Origin of the sequence: Franconibacter daqui, from assembly GCF_014644275.1 — a bacterium.
GTDB lineage: Bacteria > Pseudomonadota > Gammaproteobacteria > Enterobacterales > Enterobacteriaceae > Franconibacter > Franconibacter pulveris.
Genome location: NZ_BMKJ01000001.1, coordinates 1,544,073 through 1,565,786 on the forward strand (window position 1 = coordinate 1,544,073; position 21,714 = coordinate 1,565,786).

Genomic DNA, 21,714 nt, shown 5'->3' on the forward strand with positions numbered 1-21,714 from the left:
CCTCGCGCGCCCTTTCTGTTTTCTTATTACGGCATATGGACATCTGCCCTGTTTCAGGCGCGTTGATGTTGAAAATAATGGCCTATTGTTAATATTATTTTGCTAGCAAGTTATCAAAATTAAACAACTTATCTTGTCACGCTTCCCGCTCTGTTTTTAACATCAGCTATGGAAAAAAATGGTCTGTTTAATCAGCGCATTCGCTTGCGCCATCTTCATACCTTCGTGGCCGTCGCACAGCAGGGAACTCTGGGGCGCGCGGCAGAAACCCTCAACCTGAGCCAACCTGCGCTTTCCAAAACGCTTAATGAACTCGAGCAGCTCACCGGCACCCGCCTGTTTGAACGCGGCAGGCTCGGCGCGCAGTTAACGCTGGTCGGCGAGCAGTTTCTCACCCACGCGGTGAAGGTGCTCGACGCCCTGAACCATGCAGGCCAGGCGCTGACCCGCAAAGAGAACGACAGCGTCGACGTGGTGCGCATCGGCGCGCTTCCCACCGCCGCCCTTGGCATTCTTCCCGCCGTGATCGGTCAGTTTCACCAGCAGCAGAGCGATATTACCCTGCAGGTCGCCACCATGAACAACACCATGCTGCTGGCGGGACTGAAATCGGGCGAGCTGGATCTGGGTATCGGGCGCATGTCGGACCCGGAACTGATGAACGGGCTTAATTATGAGCTGCTGTTTCTCGAGTCGCTGAAGCTGGTGGTGCGCCCAGGCCACCCGCTGTTGAACGATAACATTACCTTAAGCCGGGTGATGGAGTGGCCCGCCGTGGTGTCGCCCAAAGGCACCGTGCCGCGCCAGAACGCCGAAACGCTGCTGGCAAGCCAGGGCTGCCGCTTGCCCGCCACCTGCATTGAAACGCTTTCCGCCTCGCTCTCACGCCAGCTCACCGTGGATTACAACTACGTATGGTTTGTTCCTTCCGGCGCGGTAAAAGAGGATTTGCGCCAAGGAACGCTGACCGCGTTGCCGGTTCCCACCCAGGGGGCGGGCGAGCCTATCGGCATCCTGACGCGGGTGGACAGCCCGCTCTCCAGCGGCGCGCAAACCCTGCTGGCTTCGATTCGCAAATCCATGCCTGTCTGAGCGCGTGTATGACGTAAGGGCATAATTAAGCGCATAAAGTGCTAATTCCCTGCCCTTGCGAATTGCTGCGCAATAACGCATTAATGACCGAACCGCATCATTCCTGACAGGAGAATTTGTTATGCCTTCGCTGTTTGATCCCGTAAAGATAGGCGCGCTTGAGCTGAACAACCGCATCGTGATGGCCCCGCTCACCCGCATGCGCGCGGTGGATGAGCGCTCGCCGGGCGAAGTGACCAAAGAATATTACGTGCAGCGCGCCAGCGCCGGGCTGATTTTCACCGAAGCGACCTCCGTTACGCCGCAGGGCGTGGGTTATCCCAATACGCCGGGCATCTGGTCTGAAAAGCAGGTTGAAGCGTGGAAAGAGATTGTCGAGGCGGTGCACGCCAAAGGCGGCAAAATCGTGCTTCAGCTCTGGCACGTTGGCCGCGTTTCCGACCCGGTCTTTCTTGACGGCGAAAAGCCGGTCGCGCCGAGCGCCATCGCGCCGGAAGGCCATGTTACCGCCGTGCGCCCTAAACGCCCCTACGGCGAGCCGCGCGCGCTGGAAACCGAAGAGATCCCGGGCATTGTGGAAGATTTCCGCAAAGCGGCTATCAACGCGAAGCGCGCTGGTTTCGACGCCATCGAAGTGCATGCCGCCAACGGCTATCTTTTCGACCAGTTTTTGCATGATGGCTCTAACAAGCGCACCGACCGCTATGGCGGCAGCATTGAAAACCGCGCCCGCTTTCTGCTGGAAACGGTCGACGCGCTGCTTGGCGAATGGCCTGCCGACCGCCTCGGCGTGCACCTGAACCTGATGTCGAACTCCTATTCGATGGAAGACTCGCAGCCAGCGGCGCTCTTCGGCTACGTGCTGGAGCAGCTCAATCAACGCCGTCTCGCCTTTATCTTCGCGCGTGAAGCGCTTGATTTCCCGAACCGCATCGGCCCGCAGATCAAAGCTAAATTCCAGGGCGCATGGATTGCCAACGACGGCCTGACCAAAGAGAGCGCCGAAGCGCTGATTGAAAAAGGCGAAGCGGATGCCGCCGCCTTCGGCAAGCTCTATATTGCCAACCCCGATCTGGTGGAGCGCTTCTCGCAAAACGGGCCTTATAACCCGCTTAATGCCGACACGATCTATTCGCCAGGCGCAACGGGTTACACCGATTACCCCGCGCTGGCTTAATGAGCGTTGAAAAAGCAAAAACCACTCCCGAAGGAGTGGTTTTTTTTTACGCTACAGGATAGCGGCTTAACCCTTTTTAGCCTTATTTAGTCGAGGCTTTAGTGTTTACGCCAGCCTCCGCAATGGTCGTCAGCTTGCCGTCGGTTGATTTTTCTTCCGCCAGGGTTTCGCCAAGCAGGTTTTTCGCTTCGGTGTAACCCAGCTGTTCCGCCAGGGTGCAGAGCGTACCGTACGCGGCGATTTCATAGTGCTCCACTTTCTGCGCGGCGGCGATCAGGCCCGCATCGCGCACTGGCCCTTTTTCGATTTCATCGACAACTTCCTGGCCTTCTTCAATCAGCCCTTCCATCGCCACACATTTGATACGACGCAGTTTCAGCTCCGGCACACTTTCAACCACTTTATCGATACGTTCAATCTGGCCATGGGTTTCTTCAAGGTGCATTTTGAAGGCTTCGGCTAATTTTTCATCTGACGCGGCGCGCGCCAGTTTCGGCAGCGCACGGGTAATCTGTTTTTCGGCGCTGTAGGTGTCTGAAAGTAAATGAACGAAAAGGTCTTGAGCGGTTTTAATCTGCATGTCGTTGTCTCCGTTAGTTATTTCAGAATGTCATATCCAGACCCTGATAAGCCTGGACGATGAACCCGGAAATAAGCCAGGCGGCAAAGGCAGAAAACGTTGCAGTATATTCCTAAAGTAAAAAAAGTCGCCCCGAAGGGCGACAAAAGTCAGCCTGCCGATGGCTAAGGGTGATCGGCAGGTTTACGCTCTGTTCAGAAGGTCTCCCAGTTATCCCCGCTCGCTAACGCCGGGCGGGGCGCCGCTGCCACCGGACGCGGCTCAACCGGCGCAGCGCGCTGCCCGACAGCCGGGGCGCTTTGACGCAGGCGGAAGGCGCCAACCGCCTCATTCAGGCGAGCGGCCTGCTCTTCCAGCGACACGGCGGCGGCGGAGGCTTCTTCCACCAGCGAGGCGTTTTGCTGCGTCACGTTATCCATTTCAGCGATAGCCTGCGCCACTTGCTCGATGCCACGGCTCTGTTCGTCCGACGCGGCGGCGATCTCCAGCATGATATCGGTGACGCGCTTCACTGCTTCGACAATGCCTTTCATGGTATCGCCTGCGTGCACCACTTCCGTGGAGCCTTTATCAATCAGCGCCACAGACTCGCTAATAAGCCCTTCAATCTCTTTCGCCGCCTGGGCGCTGCGGCTCGCCAGCGTGCGAACTTCGCTTGCCACCACAGCGAACCCGCGTCCCTGTTCGCCGGCGCGGGCGGCTTCCACGGCGGCGTTTAACGCCAGGATGTTGGTCTGGAAGGCGATGCTGTTAATTACGGCGGTAATTTCAGAGATTTTCTTCGAACTGGCGGAGATATTGCCCATTGTGGTCACCACGCCGGAGACGATACGTCCGCCGTCGCTTGCCTTGCCGGAGGCGTCTTCGGCGAGCTTCGTGGCGTGATGCGCGTTATCGGCGTTCTGCTTCACGGTGGCGGTGAGTTGCTCCATGCTGGCGGCGGTTTGCTCAAGCGCGGCCGCCTGCTGCTCGGTGCGCGAGGAGAGATCGGTATTGCCGGCGGAAATTTCGCTGGTGCCCTGATAGATAGCGTTAGCGCCTTCACGCACGGTGCCGACTGTTTTTACCAGCGAGCGCTGCATCAGTTGCAGATGCTCGCTCAGACGGCCAATTTCGCTGCGCCCGGTCGGCTCTTCCGGCAGCGTCAGGTCGCCGCTGGCGATGGTTTCAATGCGGCTGGCGGCGTGCTGGAGCGGCTTAATCACAATGCGGCGTAATACCACGAACGTCAGTAGCGTCATCACCAGCGCCACGGCGAACGCGCCGGCCATCATCATGACGCTAAAGTGGGTGCGTTTCGCCGCCTGATCGCTCAGCGCCTGTACCCGCTCGGAACGCAAGGCAACCGCTTTTTGCAGCACGGCACTGTAGTCCGTATCAAGCTGGCGGGCATGTTCGTTTTCATGGTTAATGATAGCCTCGAACATGCCGTTTTTAGCGAACTTCAGCATCGGCTGCAAACCTTGCAGATAGGCGTCGAAACGCGTTTTCAGGTCGTTATCCAGCGCGTCGCCGGTCTGCTCCTGCCGCGCCTGATAGCTGGAAAACCCCTGACGGGCGAGCTTGATGTTCTTTTCCGCATCGCTGATGTTGCGACGCATATCGTCCATTTCCGCCACGCGGCTGGCTGCGCCCGCGTGGATCATATTGATGCGCGCAGTGCGCAGCAGGCTGGCGCTGTCGGCAAGCCCGCTTCGCACCTGAATCTCTTCTTTTACATCATTAAGCGCGCTGTCGCTCTGGACGAGGAAATACCCCGCCAGCCCTACGCAGAGCGCGAAAAGCAGCAAGATGCCGCCAAGAATGGCTGAGAACAGCGGAACCAGCCGGATATGGTGCCAGAAACTCAGGACGTCCGTTTGTTGCTTTGTTGTCGTTTTAGTCATGGCCAGTTTTCTCTTGTGTGTAGGTCAGGAATAAGCCTTTAAGAGAACCATCGGCAGAGCGCGGCGAAGGGTTAGTGCGAAGATCGCTACCTGGCTCACAGATTCACTATTTGCGTCCGGAAACGGCGCAAAAAAAAGCGGCGCAACGGCCGCTTTATCATTAAAGAGAATTTATTCGTCGCCGAAGTGAATCACGGTGCGAATCGATTTGCCTTCATGCATTAAATCAAACGCCTCGTTGATTTGCGAAAGCGGCAGGCGGTGGGTGATGAACGGATCAAGGCGGATTTTGCCCGCCATGGCGTCTTCTACCATGCCCGGCAGCTGGCTGCGGCCTTTTACGCCGCCGAATGCGGAGCCGCGCCAGACGCGCCCGGTCACCAGCTGGAACGGACGGGTGCGGATCTCCTGACCTGCGCCCGCAACGCCGATAATCACGCTCTCGCCCCAGCCCTTGTGGCAACATTCCAGCGCCGCGCGCATAACGTTAACGTTGCCGATGCATTCAAAGCTGAACTCCACGCCGCCGTCGGTCATCTCGACGATGACCTCCTGAATCGGCTTGTCGTAGTCGTTCGGGTTAACGCAATCGGTCGCGCCCATTTCGCGCGCCAGCGCGAATTTAGACGGGTTGGTATCGATGGCGATAATGCGCCCCGCTTTCGCCTGCACCGCCCCCTGAATAACCGCAAGGCCGATGCCGCCAAGACCGAAGACCGCAACCGTATCCCCCTCTTTGACTTTCGCCGTGTTATGCACCGCGCCGATACCGGTGGTGACGCCGCAGCCCAGCAGGCAGACTTTATCCAGCGGCGCTTGCGGGTTGACCTTCGCCAGCGAAATTTCCGCGCAGACGGTGTATTCGCTGAAGGTGCTGGTGCCCATATAGTGATACACCGGCTCGCCGTTGTAGGAGAAACGGGTGGTGCCGTCCGGCATCAGCCCTTTGCCCTGGGTGGCGCGCACCGCCTGGCAAAGGTTGGTTTTGCCAGACTTACAGAACTTACATTCGCCGCATTCAGCCGTATAGAGCGGAATGACGTGATCGCCAGGCTTCAGGCTAGTGACGCCTTCGCCCACTTCCACCACAATACCGCCCCCTTCGTGGCCGAGCACCGCCGGGAAGACCCCTTCCGGATCGTCGCCGGAAAGCGTAAAGGCATCGGTATGGCAGACGCCGGTGTGGGTGATTTTCACCAGCACTTCGCCCTTTTTCGGCGGCGCGACGTCAATTTCAACAATCTCCAGCGGTTTGCCGGGACCAAATGCAACTGCTGCACGTGATTTCATACTTGTCCTTTTCCGTTCGAGTGGATGGTCATTGTTATTTTAGATAGGCGCGCAGAAGCTGGCCGATTTCCGCCATGCGCTCCGCGCGCTCGGCGCTGGTCGTGTCGCCGCTGACCAGCTCGTCTTTCAGGTGGATTTCCACCATCTCGCCCATCAGGCCGTTCGCGGCGCCGCGCACGGCGGCAATCTGTTGCAGAATGGCAAGACAAGGTTCGCCCGCCTCCAGCGCCCGCTCCAGCGCCTCGGCCTGGCCGCGAATGCGGCGCACGCGGGTGAGAATACGTTTTTTATCTTCAGGGGAATGCGGCATCAGACGCCTCCATATACTATAGGGGGGTATGGTATATCACGCTATTATGCTGTGTAAACCTGAAGTGACGTACAGGCCGTTTGATCCGGTGGGATGCTTAAGTAAAAAGATCACGCCTTGACGGCGCTTTAGGAAGCCGCAGCTGTAGCCAGAGCTTTAACGGCGGCCTGAGTCCCGGCGACAAAAAAAGCGCCCGCAGGCGCTTTTTTTGTTTATCGCCGCAGCGGTTGACCCGCCGTCTCTTTCGCCCGCATCACCGTCAGGAAGGTTACCAGCGCCGCGCCCATGACGTAAAACGCCGGTGAGAAAGGATTGCCGGTGGTGGTAATGAGGTAAGCCGAAAACCAGGGGGTGATGCCGCCGAAAAAGGCGACCGCGAAGTTGTAGGCTATCGACATGCCGCCGTAGCGCACGCCGGTGGGAAAAAGCTCCGCCATCGCCGCGCTGCAGGCGCCGTCGAAGGCGGCGATAAACGCGCCGAGCACCAGCATCGCCAGCATGGCGGAGAGCATATCGCCCTGCGCCATCACCATCATCGCGGGCCAGGTGAAGAGAATAAACCCGCCGCAGCCCGCCAGCATTAACGGCTTGCGCCCGAAGCGGTCCGAGAGATAGCCCATAAACGGCACCATCACGGCGATAGCGAACAGGCCGAGGGTGGTAATGGCGTAGGAATCAAGCTTGCTGAAATGGAGCTCCGTCGAGAGATAACCTGGCATAAACGTTTGCAGCGTCCAGTGGCCTACCGCTTTAATAACCACAAACCCGACGCAGAACAGCAGCGCCCGCCAGGCGGACGTCACCGCCGTACGCAGCGGCGTCTGCGCAGTTTTGCCCGCCCGAACGGCGGCGGTGAACTCCGGGGAATCTTCAAGACGGGTGCGCAGATAAAGCCCCACGATGCCGAGCGGCCCGGCAATCAGGAACGGAATGCGCCAGCCCCATTCGTTCATCGCCGTTTCGCCAAGCGAAGCCGTGAGCAGAAAAACCAGGCCGGAGCCGGCAACAAACGCCATAAAGCCAAAGTTGTCTATCCAGCAGGTGAAATAGCCGCGCCGCCGCGCGGGCGCGAATTCGGCAAGATAGGTGGTGGCGCCGGAGGTCTCGCCGCCTGCGGCGAACCCCTGCACCAGACGGGTGATCACCAGCAGCGCTGGCGCCAGCAAGCCCACCTGCTGCCAGGTGGGAAGCAACCCCATGACAAAGGTAGCCCCCGAGGTGAGCAGGATGACGTTCGCCAGCACTTTTTGGCGCCCGATCCTGTCGCCGAGCGATCCGAACCACAGCCCGCCGAGAGGACGCATCACAAAGCCCGCGCCAAATACTGCAAATGAGGAGAGCAGCGCAGCCGCCGGGCTGCTCGACTGGAAAAATTGCATGCCGATGATGGCGGCCAGCGTCCCGTAAAGGCCGAAGTCAAACCACTCGACAAAATGGCCAACGCCGGTCGCCAGCAAGACCTTACGCAGCCTGCGCGCCTCATGCGCTTCTTCCTGCATCGCTACCTCTGTTACCGGACGTTGAATCGACTGCGCCATAGCTCCCCCGCTCACCTGAGTGTTTCTATAATAGATATAGTTGTAGGCCGAACGGAGCGGACTTCACGAATGCGCAGTGCGTAAAGTGTGAACTGCAATGGAAAATATGTTCAAAAAAGAGACAGATCGTCCATTTTACCGGCTGCGTTTACCGGGCATCATGCGCAGCAGCGTATTGTCGCGCCAGAAATAGTGGTGCACCAGCGCCGCCCCGGCATGAAGCGCGACCACAAAATAGCTGCTATTGGCGATAAATGCGTGAATCGCCCGCAGCTGCATTTCGACATCTTCATCCCCTTCCGCCGCCACCGGCATGCTGACGCCAAAAGCGAACCATTCGCGTCCGCCATAATATTTCGCCGCCACGCCGAGCAGCGGCAGCGCGATAAACATCAGGTAGAGAATCACGTGAACGAGATGAGAAAGGCCGGTATAGAGCGCTTTTGGCTTCGGCTCAATAGGCGGCTCAGGATATTTCGCCCGCAGCAGCAACCGGCTCACCATCAACACCAGAATGGCGATACCGCAGCTAAAGTGGGTATAGATAAAAATACGGCCTACGCTTCGCGGCACCAGCCCGCGTAACTCAATAGCGCTGTACGCGACCACCACCAGTAAAAAGACCAGCCAGTGAAGTGTAATTTGCGATGAGGTGTATTTGCTGCGCATAAGAAAATCCTGAACCAAGGCGAGGATTGCCTCACCATAGCGGGAGTAGATTAAGAATTCATTAACTTTATTTGGATAATCCCCTGTAAATGAATAAGTTTTGCACCTGAAAACGCGCTTTTTCCGACAGTGAGTAAACTACTATCAGGCGCCGGTAAAAAAGAAATCAGAAATCAGCAAATCGCTTTTTTGCCTTCGCGCCCCGATCCTGTGCCCCTCAACATAAAAAGGACGACATGATGAAACTCACCACGACAACGACGTTTCTGGCCACGCTGCTGTGCGCAACGGCGCTGCATGCGGCGGAAAAGTCCGTTACGCCGCAGCAAAAAAGAATGCAAGACTGTAATACTCAGGCCGTAACCCAGTCGCTTTCCGGCGACGATCGTAAAACCTTTATGAGCAATTGCCTGAAAAACAGCGCCGCGGCTAAGGTGGAAAAAAGCGTCAACCCTCAGCAGCAAAAAATGAAAGACTGCAACGCCCAGGCCGCCAGCCAGTCGCTCTCCGGCGATGCCCGTAAAACCTTTATGGGCAACTGCCTGAAAAACAGCCCCACAACCCCCGATGAAAAACCGATGACGCAGCAGCAGAAAATGAAAGACTGCAACGCTCAGGCGACCAACCAGTCGCTCTCCGGCGATGCCCGCCGAACCTTTATGAGCGGCTGCCTTAAAACGGTGACCGATTAGTGACATAAAACCCGCCTCGCGCGGGTTTTTTTCTGCGTCATCGCGCGCATGCGTTATCTTTAAAAGACCTTATCGTAACGGCAAAAGCCTATGACAGAACTCTCCGACCGTATGGCGCAGGCCGTCGCCCACGCCGACACGTTTCCCGTGTGGCCTGACGGCGAAGCGCCTGGGGCGCGGCAATCACACGCCCATTTTACCCTTGAAGAACAACACACCGGCGAAACGCTGCTCGACCGGGCCGTGACCGGCGTGCGCGCCCCGCAAATCACGGTTTACCAGCCTGATGAACCGAATGGCATCGGACTGCTGGTCATGCCGGGCGGCTCGTATCGTCGCGTTGTGCTGGATAAAGAAGGCAGCGCGCTCGCCCCCGCCTTTACCGACGCGGGATATACACTTTTTGTTATGGCCTATCGTCTGCCCGGCGACGGCCATGCCGAAGGGGCGGATGCGCCGCTCGCCGATGCGCAGCGCGCGCTAAGGCTGGTGCGCCACCGGGCGGCGGAGTTTGGCGTCACGCCTGAAAAAATTGGCGTTCTGGGGTTCTCTGCAGGCGGCCATGTGGCGGCAAGCCTCGCCACCCGCTATGACGAGGCGATCAGCGCGCAGCTTGATGACATTGACCACCTGAGCGCCCGCCCGGCGTTTCTGGCCCTCGGCTATCCGGTCATCTCCATGACTCCGCCCATTGCGCATGCCGGGTCTCGCCAGCAACTGCTGGGCGAGGATCCCGATAGCGTCCACATAAAACGTTATTCGCCAGAACAATCGCTGCCGGAGGCGATGCCGCCCACGTTTCTGTTTCACGCCGTGGACGATCCTTCGGTGAAAGTGGAAAACAGCCTGGCGATGTTTAGCGCGCTGCGTGAAAAAGGGGTGGCCGCCGAGCTGCATCTTTTTGAGGAGGGCGGCCACGGCTTTGGCATTCGCGATGCCGAAGGGTTGCCCGCCCAGGCGTGGCCGCAGCTGCTGATGCGCTGGCTGGCGCGAAAGCTTGAGAACCACTAGGGGGGCCATGCCCCCTTTTATTACGCTTGCAGATACACCACCTGCGTTTGCAGGTATTCATGCAGGCCATGTTTGCCGTCGGCGCCGCCGATGCCGGACTTGCGCCACCCGGCATGGAAACCCTGCATCGCCTCGAAGTTTTCGCGGTTCACGTAGGTTTCGCCAAACTTCAGCCCGTTGATGGCTTTCATCGCGGTGTTGAGATTGGTGGTGTAAATCGATGAGGTCAGCCCGTAGTCGCTGTCGTTGGCCATCTTCAGCGCCTCGTCGAGGGTATCGAACGCCACCACCGGCAGCACCGGGCCGAAGGTCTCTTCATGCATGATGGACATCTGCTGGTTGACGTCCACCAGCAGCGTGGGCGGGTAAAAGTACCCTTTGCCTTCCGCCGCTTTGCCGCCAAAAACCACTTTCGCCCCTTCGCTCACCGCCTTCGCCACTTTTTGCTCCACGCGTTCCAGCGCCGCGGCGTTGATAAGCGGCCCCATCGCGACATCGTTACGCTGCGCCGGGTCGCCAAAGGTCACCGCTTTCATGGCTTCGCCAAGCTTGCTGACAAAGCGGTCATAAATGCCTTTTTGCACATAGACGCGCTCGGCGCAGTTGCATACCTGCCCGGTGTTGATAACGCGGGAATCGACAATCGCTTTCACCGCAAGCTCCAGATCCGCGTCGTCCATCACAATCGCCGGCGCTTTACCGCCCAGCTCAAGGCAGACTTTGGTGATGTTCCTGGCCGCCGCCGCCATGATCTTTTCCCCGGCTGCAACGCTTCCGGTCATGCTGACCATCGCCACTTTCGGGTTGCCCGCCAGCTCCTGTCCTACCGTTTCGCCGCGCCCGAGCACCAGGTTGAACACCCCTTTCGGCAACCCCACCTGATGAACGATCTCCGCAAAGGCGATGGCGTTGTTTGGCGTGAATTCGCTCGGTTTAATCACAATGGTATTGCCGGTCACCAGCGCCGGCGCGAGCTTGCGCGCTATCAGGAAGAACGGGAAGTTCCACGGCAGGATGCCGGTGGTGACGCCGAGCGCGCGTTTGAATACCAGAATATTTTCGCCAGGGCGGTCGCTCTGGATAATTTCGCCCTCGTAACGGCGCGCCCATTCCGCCATGTATTCCAGATAATCCGCCGTGAAAGCCACCTCCACTTCGGCCAGCTGCTGCGTTTTTCCGCCTTCAGCAACAATCATGGCGCTGATTTCCCCGGCCCGCTCGCGGATGCCGGCGGCGATTTTGCGCAGCCACCCGGCGCGCTCAATGGCGGGCAGCGCTTCCCACGGCGCCTGTGCCTGTTCAGCCGCCTCGATAGCCTTACGCGCATCCTCCGCCGTGCCGTCCGGGATACGTGAAATCACCTCTTCGGTGGCCGGGTTAATGACATCAAGCCAGTTATCGCCCTGCCAGTTGACGAACTGGCCATCGATATACATCGGGTGTTGCACAGGTCGTGTCATGCCTTACTCCCTTGTCAGGTTATTGATGTGTGTTAGAAGTAAACAGTTTGTTAAAAACTAAACGGCATTGCCTCACCCGGCGCGGTGAAAAAAAGGAATGTGTGAAGGAAATCTAAAAAAAGAAACGCTGTTGCAGAAAATTTGGCGAGGAGTCGCGAAAACCGTTTACAGCGGCGCGCTGTAAACGGCGGGCAGGGAAATTAAATGAGCGAGCGGCTGCGCAAGGGACCCGTCAGCGCCGCGTCGTTTTGCACCTGTTCCCACGCTTCATGCACGTCGGCAGGCATATCGACATGTTCGATAAATCCTCTTCCGCGCGGGCCGTACCCCTGCTCATCATCGTTAAGACGCGGCATTTCGCCCAGCACCAGGGAAAGATAACGCGCCACTTCCCACAACCCATCCTGAGGGTTAGCGAACGTCAGGTTCCGCTCGCCGTTCATCACCTGCGGCACAAAACCGGGAAAGCTTAACCACTGCGGCTTAGCTGGCGCGTCACGCCAGACGCGCGCGAAGGTGGCGGCCGTGCGCCGCTGCATGGTGGGGTCCTGAATCAACACCGCGCGCTGCGGCTTCAGCCCTTTATCCTCCATCAGCTGGCGGGTAAAGCTGGCGTTTTCTCCGCTGTTGGTGGAGCGTCGCTCGATTATCAGCCTCTCCTCAGGCACTTTAAGGTACTTTCTGGCGATAGACGCCAGCAAATCCGCCTCGCTCAGCCCGGTAGTGCGCAAGCTGTTGTAACGGGGATGGCGCGCCACGGCGGCGTAAAGAAAGGTGGTGGAGTGGCCGATCCCGCCGGTAATCAACAATGGCAGCGCGTGGGCGTTTGAAATCTGCGCGGCAGTTTCCAGGGTCGGCAGCGCCGCGTTGCCCGCCAGCACGACCAGTTGCGCTGCGCTGGCGTCGGCAGGCGAAGCCATGTCGGTTTGCGCCAACCACTGGCCCAGCGTATTGATCGCATTGAGCGTGCTTTCAGAAAGTTTTGGCATGGGCATCAGCTCCATAGTGCCTCCTTAATTGCTATTCTGCCGCCAGAGTAACGAGGTTTGTGCTGTTCCCCTATCGGATCAACCTTAAAGGCGCAGGGGCGCAAACCCACTGTCACCGCATGGCGGGAAAATAAAACAAATCGCTGTAACCCACAGAAAAAATTGGTTTCAGAACGCGACAGAGGCGAGCGCCGCGGCCATGATCAGCCCGACGATAACCTCAATAAGCACCACGGCGAAAGCCAGTATGCGCCAGACGGTTATCTTACCGTTACGCATGATAAACGTGATGCCCGAGAGCACCGTGGCGAATAGCAGAAACTTTAAGATAAGCGTGAGAATAAAAAATCCCAAAAATTCATTATTTATTGCCGAGGTTCCGACGAGGCCTAAAATAATATTCCCGCAGACGCCATACCCCCAGAAGGTTTGCGCCAGGCTTATTCTCCCTGTCGCCAGATCTTTTATTGTTTGCATCCGATCTTTTCGCTTATTACATGATAATTAAACAATTGACGTAAGTTTATCAGCCCTCCTTTGCCGTATACAGGCTGTATCTCTTTTCAATGCGCAGCGCGTTAGCAGGCCCCCCCTTGCATCCTACGCCCAGCGGTTTTTCCTTTTCCTTGTCCGGGCAGCCTGCAAGCCGGGTATGAAAAAGCGCAGAATGTCGCGTTACTGGAAAATAACGTTAATTGTCTAAAAAACGACAGGTTGCACCTGTAGCCCATTCTGATAACGCCAGCCAGATGCGCATACTGTTTGCTTTACAAGCGACGACCTGGCACAAATATCTGCATAAATAATCACTTTAATGCCTGAAACGCGTCTCTTGCGCTTGCCAAAAGTTACACCTCTCCCTTATTTAATTAACAAATTTACAACTTTATTGCCGCCTGAGGTTGCACCTGTCGCGTCAGGTGACACCTCGCCTACTTTCACCTGCGAGGATTTACCTGTTATGACTACGCAAAAAAGCAGCGCCGCGATTCTGCGGGAAAACAAAAAAGTGCTGATTGCCAGCCTCACCGGCAGCGCCATAGAGTGGTTTGATTATTTTCTTTACGGCACCGCCGCTGCGCTGGTGTTCAACAAGGTGTTCTTCCCGATGGTGGACCCGGTTATCGGGCTTATCCTCTCTTATCTCTCTTTCTCGCTGACCTTTTTTATCCGTCCCATCGGTGGCGTGATTTTCGCGCATATCGGCGATCGGATCGGGCGCAAAAAAACGCTGGTGCTGACGCTTTCGCTGATGGGCGGCGCGACGGTGATGATTGGCCTGTTGCCGACCTATGAAACCATCGGCATCTGGGCGCCGGTGCTGCTAATCCTGATGCGTATTATCCAGGGCATGGGCATTGGCGGCGAATGGGGCGGTGCTTTGCTGTTGGCCTATGAGTATGCGCCGGCGAACCGCAAAGGCTTTTTCGGTAGCATTCCGCAGGCAGGCGTGACCATCGGCATGCTGATGGCGACGTTTATCGTCTCGCTGATGACGCTGCTCAGCGAAGATGCGTTTCTTTCCTGGGGCTGGCGCATCCCGTTTCTGCTGAGCGCCGTGCTGGTGCTGCTGGGGCTGTGGATCCGAAAAGATATCGACGAAACGCCTGATTTTAAGCAGGTCAAACGCGCCGGACAGGTTAGCAAAGCGCCGCTCAGCATCACGGTAAAGCACCACTGGCGTGAAGTGTTGATCGCCGCCGGGCTGAAGGTCGTGGAAACCGCGCCGTTTTATATCTTCTCCACGTTCGTAGTGAGTTATGCCACCACGACGCTCGCCTTTCAAAAATCCCAGGCGTTGGAAGCCGTCACGCTGGGCGCGCTGGTAGCAACGGTGATGATCCCGCTGATGGGTTTGCTCTCCGATAAAACGGGACGTCGGCGGATGTACGCCTGTAGCGTTGTGCTGCTGGGGCTGTTTATTGTGCCGTGGTTCTGGCTGCTGGATACCGGCACCACCTGGGGCATCGTGCTGGCAACGGTTGTCGCCTTTGGCATATTGTGGGCGCCGGTCACCGCCGTGCTCGGCACGCTCTGTTCAGAGATTTTTGAAGCGCGCGTTCGCTACACCGGCATTACCCTCGGCTATCAGCTTGGCGCAGCGCTGGCGGGCGGCACCGCGCCGCTTATCGCCACCGGCCTGCTTGCCCATTCAGGGGGCGACTGGACGCCGGTTGCATGGTATCTGGGCGTAACCGTGGCGATTTCGCTGGCAGCGATATTCTTCGCCAGCCGCATCGGGCGCAAAACGCCCCTGAATGGCGAAACCAGCCCGCTGTAAGAGGGCTTCAGGGATAGAAGCGCATGCCGGCGTAGGGCTTCTCGCGGCAGGCGGCGAGACGCGAAGCGAGCGACCCGACATGCAGTTCCAGCTGATGGTTGTCCGGGTCGAGAAAATAGAATGACTCGCCCTCGCTGCGGTTAGTTTTCCATATCCGCACGCCTGCCTGGGTTAAGGTTTCGACAAGCGCAGGGAAATCCGTCTCGCTCACCGTGAAAGCATAATGCGTGTAATCGGTGGGCGCGGCGCCCGCCGCGTCGTCAAGCGAAAGGCACAGCCACAGCGAACCGCAGCTCAGGTAGGCGCCTTTATCCCAGCGGGCATGCAGTTTCAACCCCAGCAGGTCGACATAAAAAGCGAGGCTGTTATCCAGTGTGCGCACGGCAAGCGTCAGGTGATTAAGCCCGCTCAGCATAGTCTGTCTCCCCGAGCGTTCTGGCGAAGCAGACCGCGTCCTGTTGACCCACGTAGCGGCCATAGTTTTCGATAATGCGATACCCGTTACGCAGGTAGAAGTCGACTGCCGCCGGGTTGCTGCGGCGGGTTTCGAGCCAGGCCTCGCGATAGCCGTAGTCCCGGGCGAACGCTTCGATATGCCGCAGCAGCGCGCGGCCTGCGCCCCGGCTGCCGGGTAAGGCGAAAAGGCGTTTAATCTCAACGATCCCAGGTTCAAGCGGCCGACAGGCGACACAGCCAACCGCCCTGCCGCCAGCGTCACGCGCCAGTAAAAACCGGGCGCCTTCCACCTTGACGTCGCGATGGTTAAACGACTGGGCGCCGGAGCTGCCCGTCATCGCCTCCAGAGTTTTTGACAGCGCCGCCTGCAGGACAATCGCGTCCGGGTGTTCAGGGTCGGCCTTTTCAATGGTGAACTCCGTCATCACATTTCCTCATTCAGGGTTTGCAAGGAACATAGCGCAAAAATAACGTCTCGCCAAAGCGGGCTTATGCTTCTTTCTGCTTCATCGCGATGACCAGCGTGCCAGGGTTGTGTAACTGCCCGCCAGTATCCGCAAACGCAGGCCTGACGCGAGTTGCGCTTTTTTCAGCCCTTACATTCATGCAGGACGCGTTGGGGCATGCACAATACCGGGATATGTGACAACGTCACTTCTACACCACCAGGGGAGGCAGATTTATCTGCTATTCACGCCAAACCATTCAATACCTCTTATCATTCACTTGAATTATGAATTAGTCAGGCTCTAAACTCGTTAGATATCTAACGATTGAGTATGTCTTGTGGATCACGATCGGCTTTCTTTTTCTCACCTGCTTTATCTGACCGCTCATCACTGGCGCCGCGCGGTTGACAAACGCCTTAAAGGGCTCGGAATGAGCCAGGCAAGTTGGGTCGCCGTCTCGGCGATTGCCCGCCATGAAACGCCGCTCTCGCAAAGCGAGCTTGCACAGGAGTTGGGCGTTGAGAGCGCCACGCTGGTGCCGCTCCTGAACCGGCTGGTGGCGCAAGGGTTGATAACGCGCATTACGCCCGGCGACAAACGTAAACGCCTGCTGGTGGCGACACCCGAAGGTGAGGCGCTTTATGAAAAAGTGAAAGTCGAGGCGGACCGCCTGCGCGAAGAGATCCTAACGCTGATTAGCCCCGAAGACCAGGCCGTCACGCGCCGCGTGCTGAGCCGCCTGCTGCAGGAAGTGGAAAAACAGTAATGCGTTTGCCGAAATCAGACCCGTACGCGCCGCGCGAGTGGCAGCCGCACGAAAAGCCGATGCTGCTCGGCTCTCCCTCAACGCCTGTTCATCCGACGCCCAGACGCATTGCTTATGGCATTGTCGGTCTGCTGGTCTGCCTGACCGGCGGCCTTGGCAACGCCATGGTGACGGCGAACCTGCAAAATTTACAGGGGACCTTCGCCGCCTGGTCGACGGAGATAGCCTGGCTTCCCGCCGTCTATGTGATGACCAATATCTCCATCAACCTGTTGCTGGTGAAGTTTCGCCAGCAGTACGGGCTGCGGGCGTTTACCGAAGGCTTTCTGGTGCTCTACGTGCTGGTCACCTTCTTCCACCTGTTCGTTAACGATCTCTCATCAGCGCTCATGGTGCGCGCCGCCCACGGCATGGTGGGGGCGGCCCTGAGTTCGCTTGGCATTTATTACCAAATCCAGGCCTGGCCCGCGAAGCACCGCCTGAAGGCGTTGACCATCGGCATCACCGGTTCGCAACTGGCGATTCCCATCGCCCGGCTCTTCTCCTCGGAACTGCTGGAGCTTGACGAGTGGCGCGGGCTTTATCTCTTCGAGCTGGGGCTGGCGCTGATTTCGCTCGCCTGCGTTATCGCGCTGAAGCTGCCGCCGGGCGACCGGCGTAAAGTCTTTGAGAAAAAAGATTTTCTCACCTTCTTTCTGCTGGCGCCGGGCATGGCGATGCTCTGCGCGGTGCTTTCACTAGGCCGTATTGAGTGGTGGTTTGAAACGCCGTGGCTTGGCTGGACGCTAGCGGGCGCCGTGGTGCTGATTATCGCTGCCATCACCTTTGAACATAATCGCACGAACCCGCTGCTGAACACGCGCTGGCTCTCCAGCGGCAGTATTGTGCGGCTCGGGCTGGTGATGGTGCTGATTCGCATTGCGCTGGCGGAGCAGAACACCGGCGCTATCGGCTGGCTGCAGTATGTCGGCTTGCAAAATGAGCAGATGACAACGCTCGCGCTCTCTATTCTCGCCGGCACAGTTTGCGGCATCGTGATAAGCGCGCTGACTATCAATCCGCAAAAAACCGCCTGGCCTATCGTCACGTCGCTGGTGTTGATGGTCATCGCCTCGCTGATGGACAGCCACTCCACGAGCCTTACCCGTCCGAACCAGCTGCTGCTTAGCCAGTTCCTGTTCGGCTTCAGCAGCGCCTTTTTCTTAGGGCCCGCGACGCTGGCGGCGATTGGCGGCGTCATCGCGGACCCGCGCAACCTGGTGAGCTTTTCGGTGCTGTTCGGCATGAGCCAGAACCTGGGGGGGCTGATTGGCTCAGCGCTGCTCGGCACCTTCCAGACCTGGCGTGAGAAGTACCATTCAAACCTGCTGGCCGATCAGCTCACTACGCTCAATCCTCTGGTGACCGAACGGTTACAGCTTTACAGCCAGCTATTTCAAAGCCGCATTAATGACCCTGCGTTGTTAAGCGTACAGGCTTCACAGCAGTTGCAGACCGTCAGCACCACGGAGGCGACTATCCTTGCCTATAACGACACCTATCTGCTGACCGCCACTATCGCCGCGTCAACGCTGCTGTGGATTTTCTGGCGGCTTATCCGCCTGCGCATCGCTGCGCGCAAGGCCCTGAAGCAGGCGATGTCCGCTAAACCTGAAGAGAAGAACCCATAATGTTCACCTGTATGGAGCAGTTATGAGCCAGCAAGACGCTACGCCCGCTCAAACCCCGGAACGCAACAATTTACGCGTGGTTTCATTTTTCGCCGCCGCCGCCATCGGCATTCTTGGCGTATTGATTATCCTCTACGCCTGGAAATTTCCCCCTTTCACCCGCAACGTGGAGTTTACCGATAACGCCTACGTACGAGGCATGACGACCTTTATCAGCCCGCAGGTGAATGGCTATATCACCGCCGTGAACGTGCAGGATTTCGCGGTCGTCAAAAAGGGAGATGTGCTGATGACCATTGACGATCGCATATACAGCCAGCGCGTACATCAGGCGCAGGCGACCCTCGCCATGCGCGAAGCGGCGCTGGCGAATAACATTCAGCAGCGCCGCAGCGCTGAGGCGACTATCGCCCAGAATAAAGCGACGCTGCTCAACGCCCAGGCGCAGTACAAACGCAACCAGGCGGATTTGCGCCGCGTTCAGGAGCTGGCGTCCGATGGCTCGCTTTCGGTGCGCGAGCGCGACGCGGCGCTTGCGAGCGCCGCTCAGGGCAGCGCGGGGGTTGAACAAGCCCGGGCGCAGCTCGACGTGTCGCGGCAGAATTTGCAGAGCGTGATTGTCAACCGCGCCGCGCTGGAGGCGGATGTGGAAAACGCCAAAGCAGCGCTGGAGCTGGCGCAAATCGATTTGCAAAACACGCGGATTATCGCGCCGCGCGACGGCCAGCTTGGGCAGATAGCCGTGCGCCTTGGCGCCTATGTTACCGCCGGCACGCATCTGACGTCGCTGGTGCCGCCGCAGAACTGGGTTATCGCCAATATCAAAGAGACGCAGCTGGCGAACCTGCGCATCGGCCAGCCTGTCACCTTCAGCGTGGACGCGCTGCACGGCGAGAAATTCCAGGGGCGCGTACAGAGTATCTCGCCGGCGACAGGGGTGGAGTTCAGCGCCATCACGCCGGATAACGCCACCGGCAACTTCGTAAAAATCGCCCAGCGCATTCCGGTGCGCATTGAAGTGCTTGGCGACAATGAACAGCGCCAGCGGCTGCGCCCTGGCATGTCGGTACAGGTGCATATCAACACCGGTGAGGAGGCGGAGTAATGCGTCGTCTCTCACTGGTTGCGCTCGCGCTTCTGCTGGCGGGGTGTCAGAGCACTGAAGTGCAGCAGGCTAAGCCGTCGCTGCAAATCCCGGCCCAGTGGCGCGAAGCCGTTGGGCCATCATCCTCCGCCGAAGGGTTCTGGTGGCGAAATTTTCACGATGTCGCCCTTAACCGCTACGTGGACCAGGCGCTGCGCTATAACAGCGACGTACTGACCGCCCGCGAGCGGGTGAATGAATATCAGGCGCGGCTGAACGCCGCCGACAGCGCGCTCTGGCCGACGCTCAGCGCAGAGCTGGGCGGCACGCGCAGCCGCTCGCAGTCTGCCGCCACCGGCCTGCCGACGCACAGCACGCTCTGGCGGGGCAGCCTGACGGCGAGCTACGATGTGGATCTCTGGGGAGCGAACCGTCGGACGAGCGACGCCGCCCAGGCAAGCCTTGAGGCGCAAAGAGCCGCGGCGGCGGCGGCGGATTTAACCGTCGCCTCCTCGGTCGCTTCCGGCTATCTCACCCTGCTGGCGCTGGACGAGCAGTTGCGCGTCACAGAGGAGACGCTAAAAGCGTGGGACGAGGCGTTCCGGCTCGCGAAGCGGCAATATGAAACCGGCTATACCTCGCGCCTTGAGCTGATGCAGACCGATTCCGAGCGGCGCGCCACCCGGGCGCAAATCCCGCCGTTACAGCACCAGATAGCAAGCCAGGAAAATGCGCTCAGCGTGCTGTTGGGCGTTAACCCGGGCGCGGTGGCGCGCGGCGGCGATATCAACACGCTGACGCCGCTTGCGCTGCCTGGTCAACTGCCCTCCACGCTCCTGAATCGCCGCCCCGATATCGTCCAGGCGGAGCGAACGCTGGTGGCGGCGGACGCCTCGCTCGCCGCGCAGCGCGCCAGACTGCTGCCCTCCATTAACCTGACCGCCAGCGGCAGCCTGCAGGACGATACCCTGGCAGGCCTGCTTGATAACCCGCTGCGGTTGTGGAGCATCGGCGGCAGCATTCTGGCGCCGCTGCTGAACCGTGAAACGCTTAACGCGGGCGTGGATGTGGCGATGTCGCAACGTAATCAGGCGCTTTACAGCTATGAATCGACGGTGCGCAACGCTTTCCGGGAAGTAAACGACAGTCTCGACGCCATTCGTCGCTACCGGGAACAGATGACGGAACTGCAGGGCCAGGTGGACGTGGCGCAGGAGACGCTGCGCATCGCGCAGAACCGCTACAGCAATGGTTACTCCTCTTTTCTTGACGTGCTGGACGCCCAACGCACGCTCTTTTCGGCTGAGCTAAACCTGGCGCAGGTGAAAAACAACCTGCTGCAGGCGCAGATCGATCTGTATCGTTCCCTCGGCGGCGGCTGGGGTGGGCTGGCGACGTCGTAATTTTCCGTCAGGCGCGGCAAAGCGCGCATTCTTCGCCGCGTCTGACACTCTGGCCCTTTTTTCAGCGCCTTATTCCGCCGCCTCGATGTTATGATTGTGTTAATTCACAACCGAGGAGCCTGACGATGCACGCGAAATGGTCTGCTGTTGATGAGTACCTGGTTAATACCCTCCTTCCTGCCGATCCGGTTTTAGATAATCTTCTGTTGCACAATCAGCAATCCAGTCTTCCTCCCATCGACGTCGCGCCTAACCAGGGGCAACTGCTGGCGTTGCTGGTGCAAATTTCAGGCGCCCGCAAGGTGCTGGAGATAGGCACGCTGGGCGGCTATAGCACCGTCTGGATGGCGCGAGCGCTGCCAGAGGACGGCTGCGTCGTGACGCTTGAGGCGGATGCGCATCATGCCCGCGTGGCGCAGGAAAATATTCGCAGCGCCGGGCTTAACAACGTCGAGATTCGCGTGGGGCCGGCTGCGGATACGCTGCCCGGCCTTGCCGCGCTTGCCCCCTTTGACCTGATTTTTATCGACGCGGATAAACCCAATAACCCGCTCTATCTTGAATGGGCGCTGAAATACAGCCGTTCCGGTACGCTGATAATTGGCGATAACGTGGTGCGCGATGGCGAAGTGACTAACCCTGAAAGCCCGGACGAGCGGGTTCAGGGCGTGCGGAAGTTTATTGAGATGCTTGGCCAGGACCCGCGCCTCACCGTCACAGCCCTGCAAACCGTGGGCAGCAAGGGGTGGGACGGGTTTACGCTGGCGAGAGTTAAGTGACGTTGTAACGAATGCCGCGCTTGAAAACGGCAGGTAGCGCCGCGCTATCTTTTTTTAGCCCTGACGCTTCCCTGCTCTGAAACGGTTGTAGCGACGCGCTCAGTAGTAGCGGTATTCGTTCTGCAAGGCCGT

General features: G+C 58.6%; 21 protein-coding genes. 10 read left to right on the forward strand and 11 right to left on the reverse strand.

What is annotated here, in order from left to right:
* Nucleotides 1-168: 168 nt before the first annotated feature.
* Nucleotides 169-1,092, forward strand: coding sequence for a LysR substrate-binding domain-containing protein (locus tag IEX01_RS07315; protein WP_024560761.1), 924 nt, complete (start codon nucleotides 169-171; stop codon nucleotides 1,090-1,092).
* A gap of 121 nt (nucleotides 1,093-1,213) precedes the next feature.
* Complete coding sequence (locus IEX01_RS07320) at nucleotides 1,214-2,269, forward strand: alkene reductase (RefSeq protein WP_024560760.1); 1,056 nt, start codon at nucleotides 1,214-1,216, stop codon at nucleotides 2,267-2,269.
* Nucleotides 2,270-2,351: 82 nt separating this feature from the next.
* Here IEX01_RS07320 and IEX01_RS07325 read toward each other — a convergent pair whose 3' ends face one another.
* The 6 genes from IEX01_RS07325 to cybB form a co-directional block, all read right to left on the reverse strand.
* Nucleotides 2,352-2,849: a YciE/YciF ferroxidase family protein gene (locus IEX01_RS07325; RefSeq protein WP_188723571.1), complete on the reverse strand. Its 498-nt coding sequence runs from the start codon at nucleotides 2,847-2,849 to the stop codon at nucleotides 2,352-2,354.
* A gap of 194 nt (nucleotides 2,850-3,043) precedes the next feature.
* Nucleotides 3,044-4,735, reverse strand: coding sequence for a methyl-accepting chemotaxis protein (locus IEX01_RS07330; RefSeq protein ID WP_024557508.1), 1,692 nt, complete (start codon nucleotides 4,733-4,735; stop codon nucleotides 3,044-3,046).
* A 171-nt stretch (nucleotides 4,736-4,906) separates the two neighbouring features.
* Entirely contained in the window at nucleotides 4,907-6,025 is a 1,119-nt protein-coding gene (locus IEX01_RS07335; protein WP_048887501.1) for an S-(hydroxymethyl)glutathione dehydrogenase/class III alcohol dehydrogenase, read from the reverse strand.
* A gap of 34 nt (nucleotides 6,026-6,059) precedes the next feature.
* Nucleotides 6,060-6,335 carry a metal/formaldehyde-sensitive transcriptional repressor gene (locus IEX01_RS07340; RefSeq protein WP_024557506.1) on the reverse strand — a complete coding sequence of 92 codons (276 nt, stop codon included), beginning with the start codon at nucleotides 6,333-6,335 and terminating at the stop codon, nucleotides 6,060-6,062.
* A gap of 212 nt (nucleotides 6,336-6,547) precedes the next feature.
* Entirely contained in the window at nucleotides 6,548-7,873 is a 1,326-nt protein-coding gene (locus IEX01_RS07345; RefSeq protein WP_028019914.1) for an MFS transporter, read from the reverse strand.
* A 135-nt stretch (nucleotides 7,874-8,008) separates the two neighbouring features.
* Nucleotides 8,009-8,542 carry a cytochrome b561 gene (gene cybB / locus IEX01_RS07350; RefSeq protein ID WP_024557504.1) on the reverse strand — a complete coding sequence of 178 codons (534 nt, stop codon included), beginning with the start codon at nucleotides 8,540-8,542 and terminating at the stop codon, nucleotides 8,009-8,011.
* A 239-nt stretch (nucleotides 8,543-8,781) separates the two neighbouring features.
* On the opposite strand from cybB, the gene IEX01_RS21810 reads away from it, so the two are divergent.
* Both IEX01_RS21810 and IEX01_RS07360 read left to right on the forward strand, forming a co-directional pair.
* Entirely contained in the window at nucleotides 8,782-9,234 is a 453-nt protein-coding gene (locus IEX01_RS21810) for a PsiF family protein (RefSeq protein ID WP_073859857.1), read from the forward strand.
* Nucleotides 9,235-9,324: 90 nt separating this feature from the next.
* Nucleotides 9,325-10,245, forward strand: coding sequence for an alpha/beta hydrolase (locus tag IEX01_RS07360; protein ID WP_188723572.1), 921 nt, complete (start codon nucleotides 9,325-9,327; stop codon nucleotides 10,243-10,245).
* Nucleotides 10,246-10,265: 20 nt separating this feature from the next.
* Here the strand turns inward: IEX01_RS07360 and aldA are convergent, their stop codons facing one another.
* The 3 genes from aldA to IEX01_RS07375 form a co-directional block, all read right to left on the reverse strand.
* Nucleotides 10,266-11,705, reverse strand: a complete 1,440-nt coding sequence (aldA, locus tag IEX01_RS07365) for an aldehyde dehydrogenase (protein WP_188723573.1) — start codon at nucleotides 11,703-11,705, stop codon at nucleotides 10,266-10,268.
* 200 nt (nucleotides 11,706-11,905) lie between these two features.
* Nucleotides 11,906-12,709, reverse strand: coding sequence for a YdcF family protein (locus IEX01_RS07370; RefSeq protein WP_188723574.1), 804 nt, complete (start codon nucleotides 12,707-12,709; stop codon nucleotides 11,906-11,908).
* A gap of 153 nt (nucleotides 12,710-12,862) precedes the next feature.
* Nucleotides 12,863-13,171, reverse strand: a complete 309-nt coding sequence (locus IEX01_RS07375; protein ID WP_024561386.1) for a hypothetical protein — start codon at nucleotides 13,169-13,171, stop codon at nucleotides 12,863-12,865.
* Between the two features lie 484 nt (nucleotides 13,172-13,655).
* On the opposite strand from IEX01_RS07375, the gene IEX01_RS07380 reads away from it, so the two are divergent.
* Nucleotides 13,656-14,975 carry an MFS transporter gene (locus IEX01_RS07380; protein WP_024557498.1) on the forward strand — a complete coding sequence of 440 codons (1,320 nt, stop codon included), beginning with the start codon at nucleotides 13,656-13,658 and terminating at the stop codon, nucleotides 14,973-14,975.
* 7 nt (nucleotides 14,976-14,982) lie between these two features.
* Here the strand turns inward: IEX01_RS07380 and fos are convergent, their stop codons facing one another.
* Nucleotides 14,983-15,390 carry a fosfomycin resistance glutathione transferase gene (gene fos, locus IEX01_RS07385; RefSeq protein WP_024561388.1) on the reverse strand — a complete coding sequence of 136 codons (408 nt, stop codon included), beginning with the start codon at nucleotides 15,388-15,390 and terminating at the stop codon, nucleotides 14,983-14,985.
* Nucleotides 15,374-15,856 (reverse strand): GNAT family N-acetyltransferase, encoded by a 483-nt coding sequence (locus IEX01_RS07390; protein ID WP_024561389.1) that lies wholly within the window; start codon nucleotides 15,854-15,856, stop codon nucleotides 15,374-15,376. Before IEX01_RS07390 ends, fos begins: the two co-directional genes overlap by 17 nt.
* A 361-nt stretch (nucleotides 15,857-16,217) precedes the next feature.
* Here IEX01_RS07390 and IEX01_RS07395 point away from each other — a divergent pair, with 361 nt between their 5' ends.
* The 5 genes from IEX01_RS07395 (at nucleotide 16,218) to IEX01_RS07415 (ending at nucleotide 21,582) form a co-directional block, all read left to right on the forward strand.
* The gene (locus IEX01_RS07395; protein ID WP_024557495.1) at nucleotides 16,218-16,646 is read left to right on the forward strand and encodes a MarR family winged helix-turn-helix transcriptional regulator; all 429 of its coding nucleotides are present in this window, start codon (nucleotides 16,218-16,220) and stop codon (nucleotides 16,644-16,646) included.
* Nucleotides 16,646-18,316: an MFS transporter gene (locus IEX01_RS07400; protein WP_024557494.1), complete on the forward strand. Its 1,671-nt coding sequence runs from the start codon at nucleotides 16,646-16,648 to the stop codon at nucleotides 18,314-18,316. The genes IEX01_RS07395 and IEX01_RS07400 overlap by 1 nt, the downstream gene beginning before the upstream one ends.
* Before the next feature lie 22 nt (nucleotides 18,317-18,338).
* A complete protein-coding gene (locus IEX01_RS07405) occupies nucleotides 18,339-19,421 on the forward strand; it encodes an HlyD family secretion protein (protein ID WP_188723575.1) in 1,083 nt (360 codons plus the stop codon).
* Entirely contained in the window at nucleotides 19,421-20,803 is a 1,383-nt protein-coding gene (locus IEX01_RS07410) for an efflux transporter outer membrane subunit (RefSeq protein WP_188723576.1), read from the forward strand. The genes IEX01_RS07405 and IEX01_RS07410 overlap by 1 nt, the downstream gene beginning before the upstream one ends.
* A gap of 125 nt (nucleotides 20,804-20,928) precedes the next feature.
* Nucleotides 20,929-21,582: an O-methyltransferase gene (locus IEX01_RS07415; protein ID WP_024561391.1), complete on the forward strand. Its 654-nt coding sequence runs from the start codon at nucleotides 20,929-20,931 to the stop codon at nucleotides 21,580-21,582.
* Nucleotides 21,583-21,714: the final 132 nt, after the last annotated feature.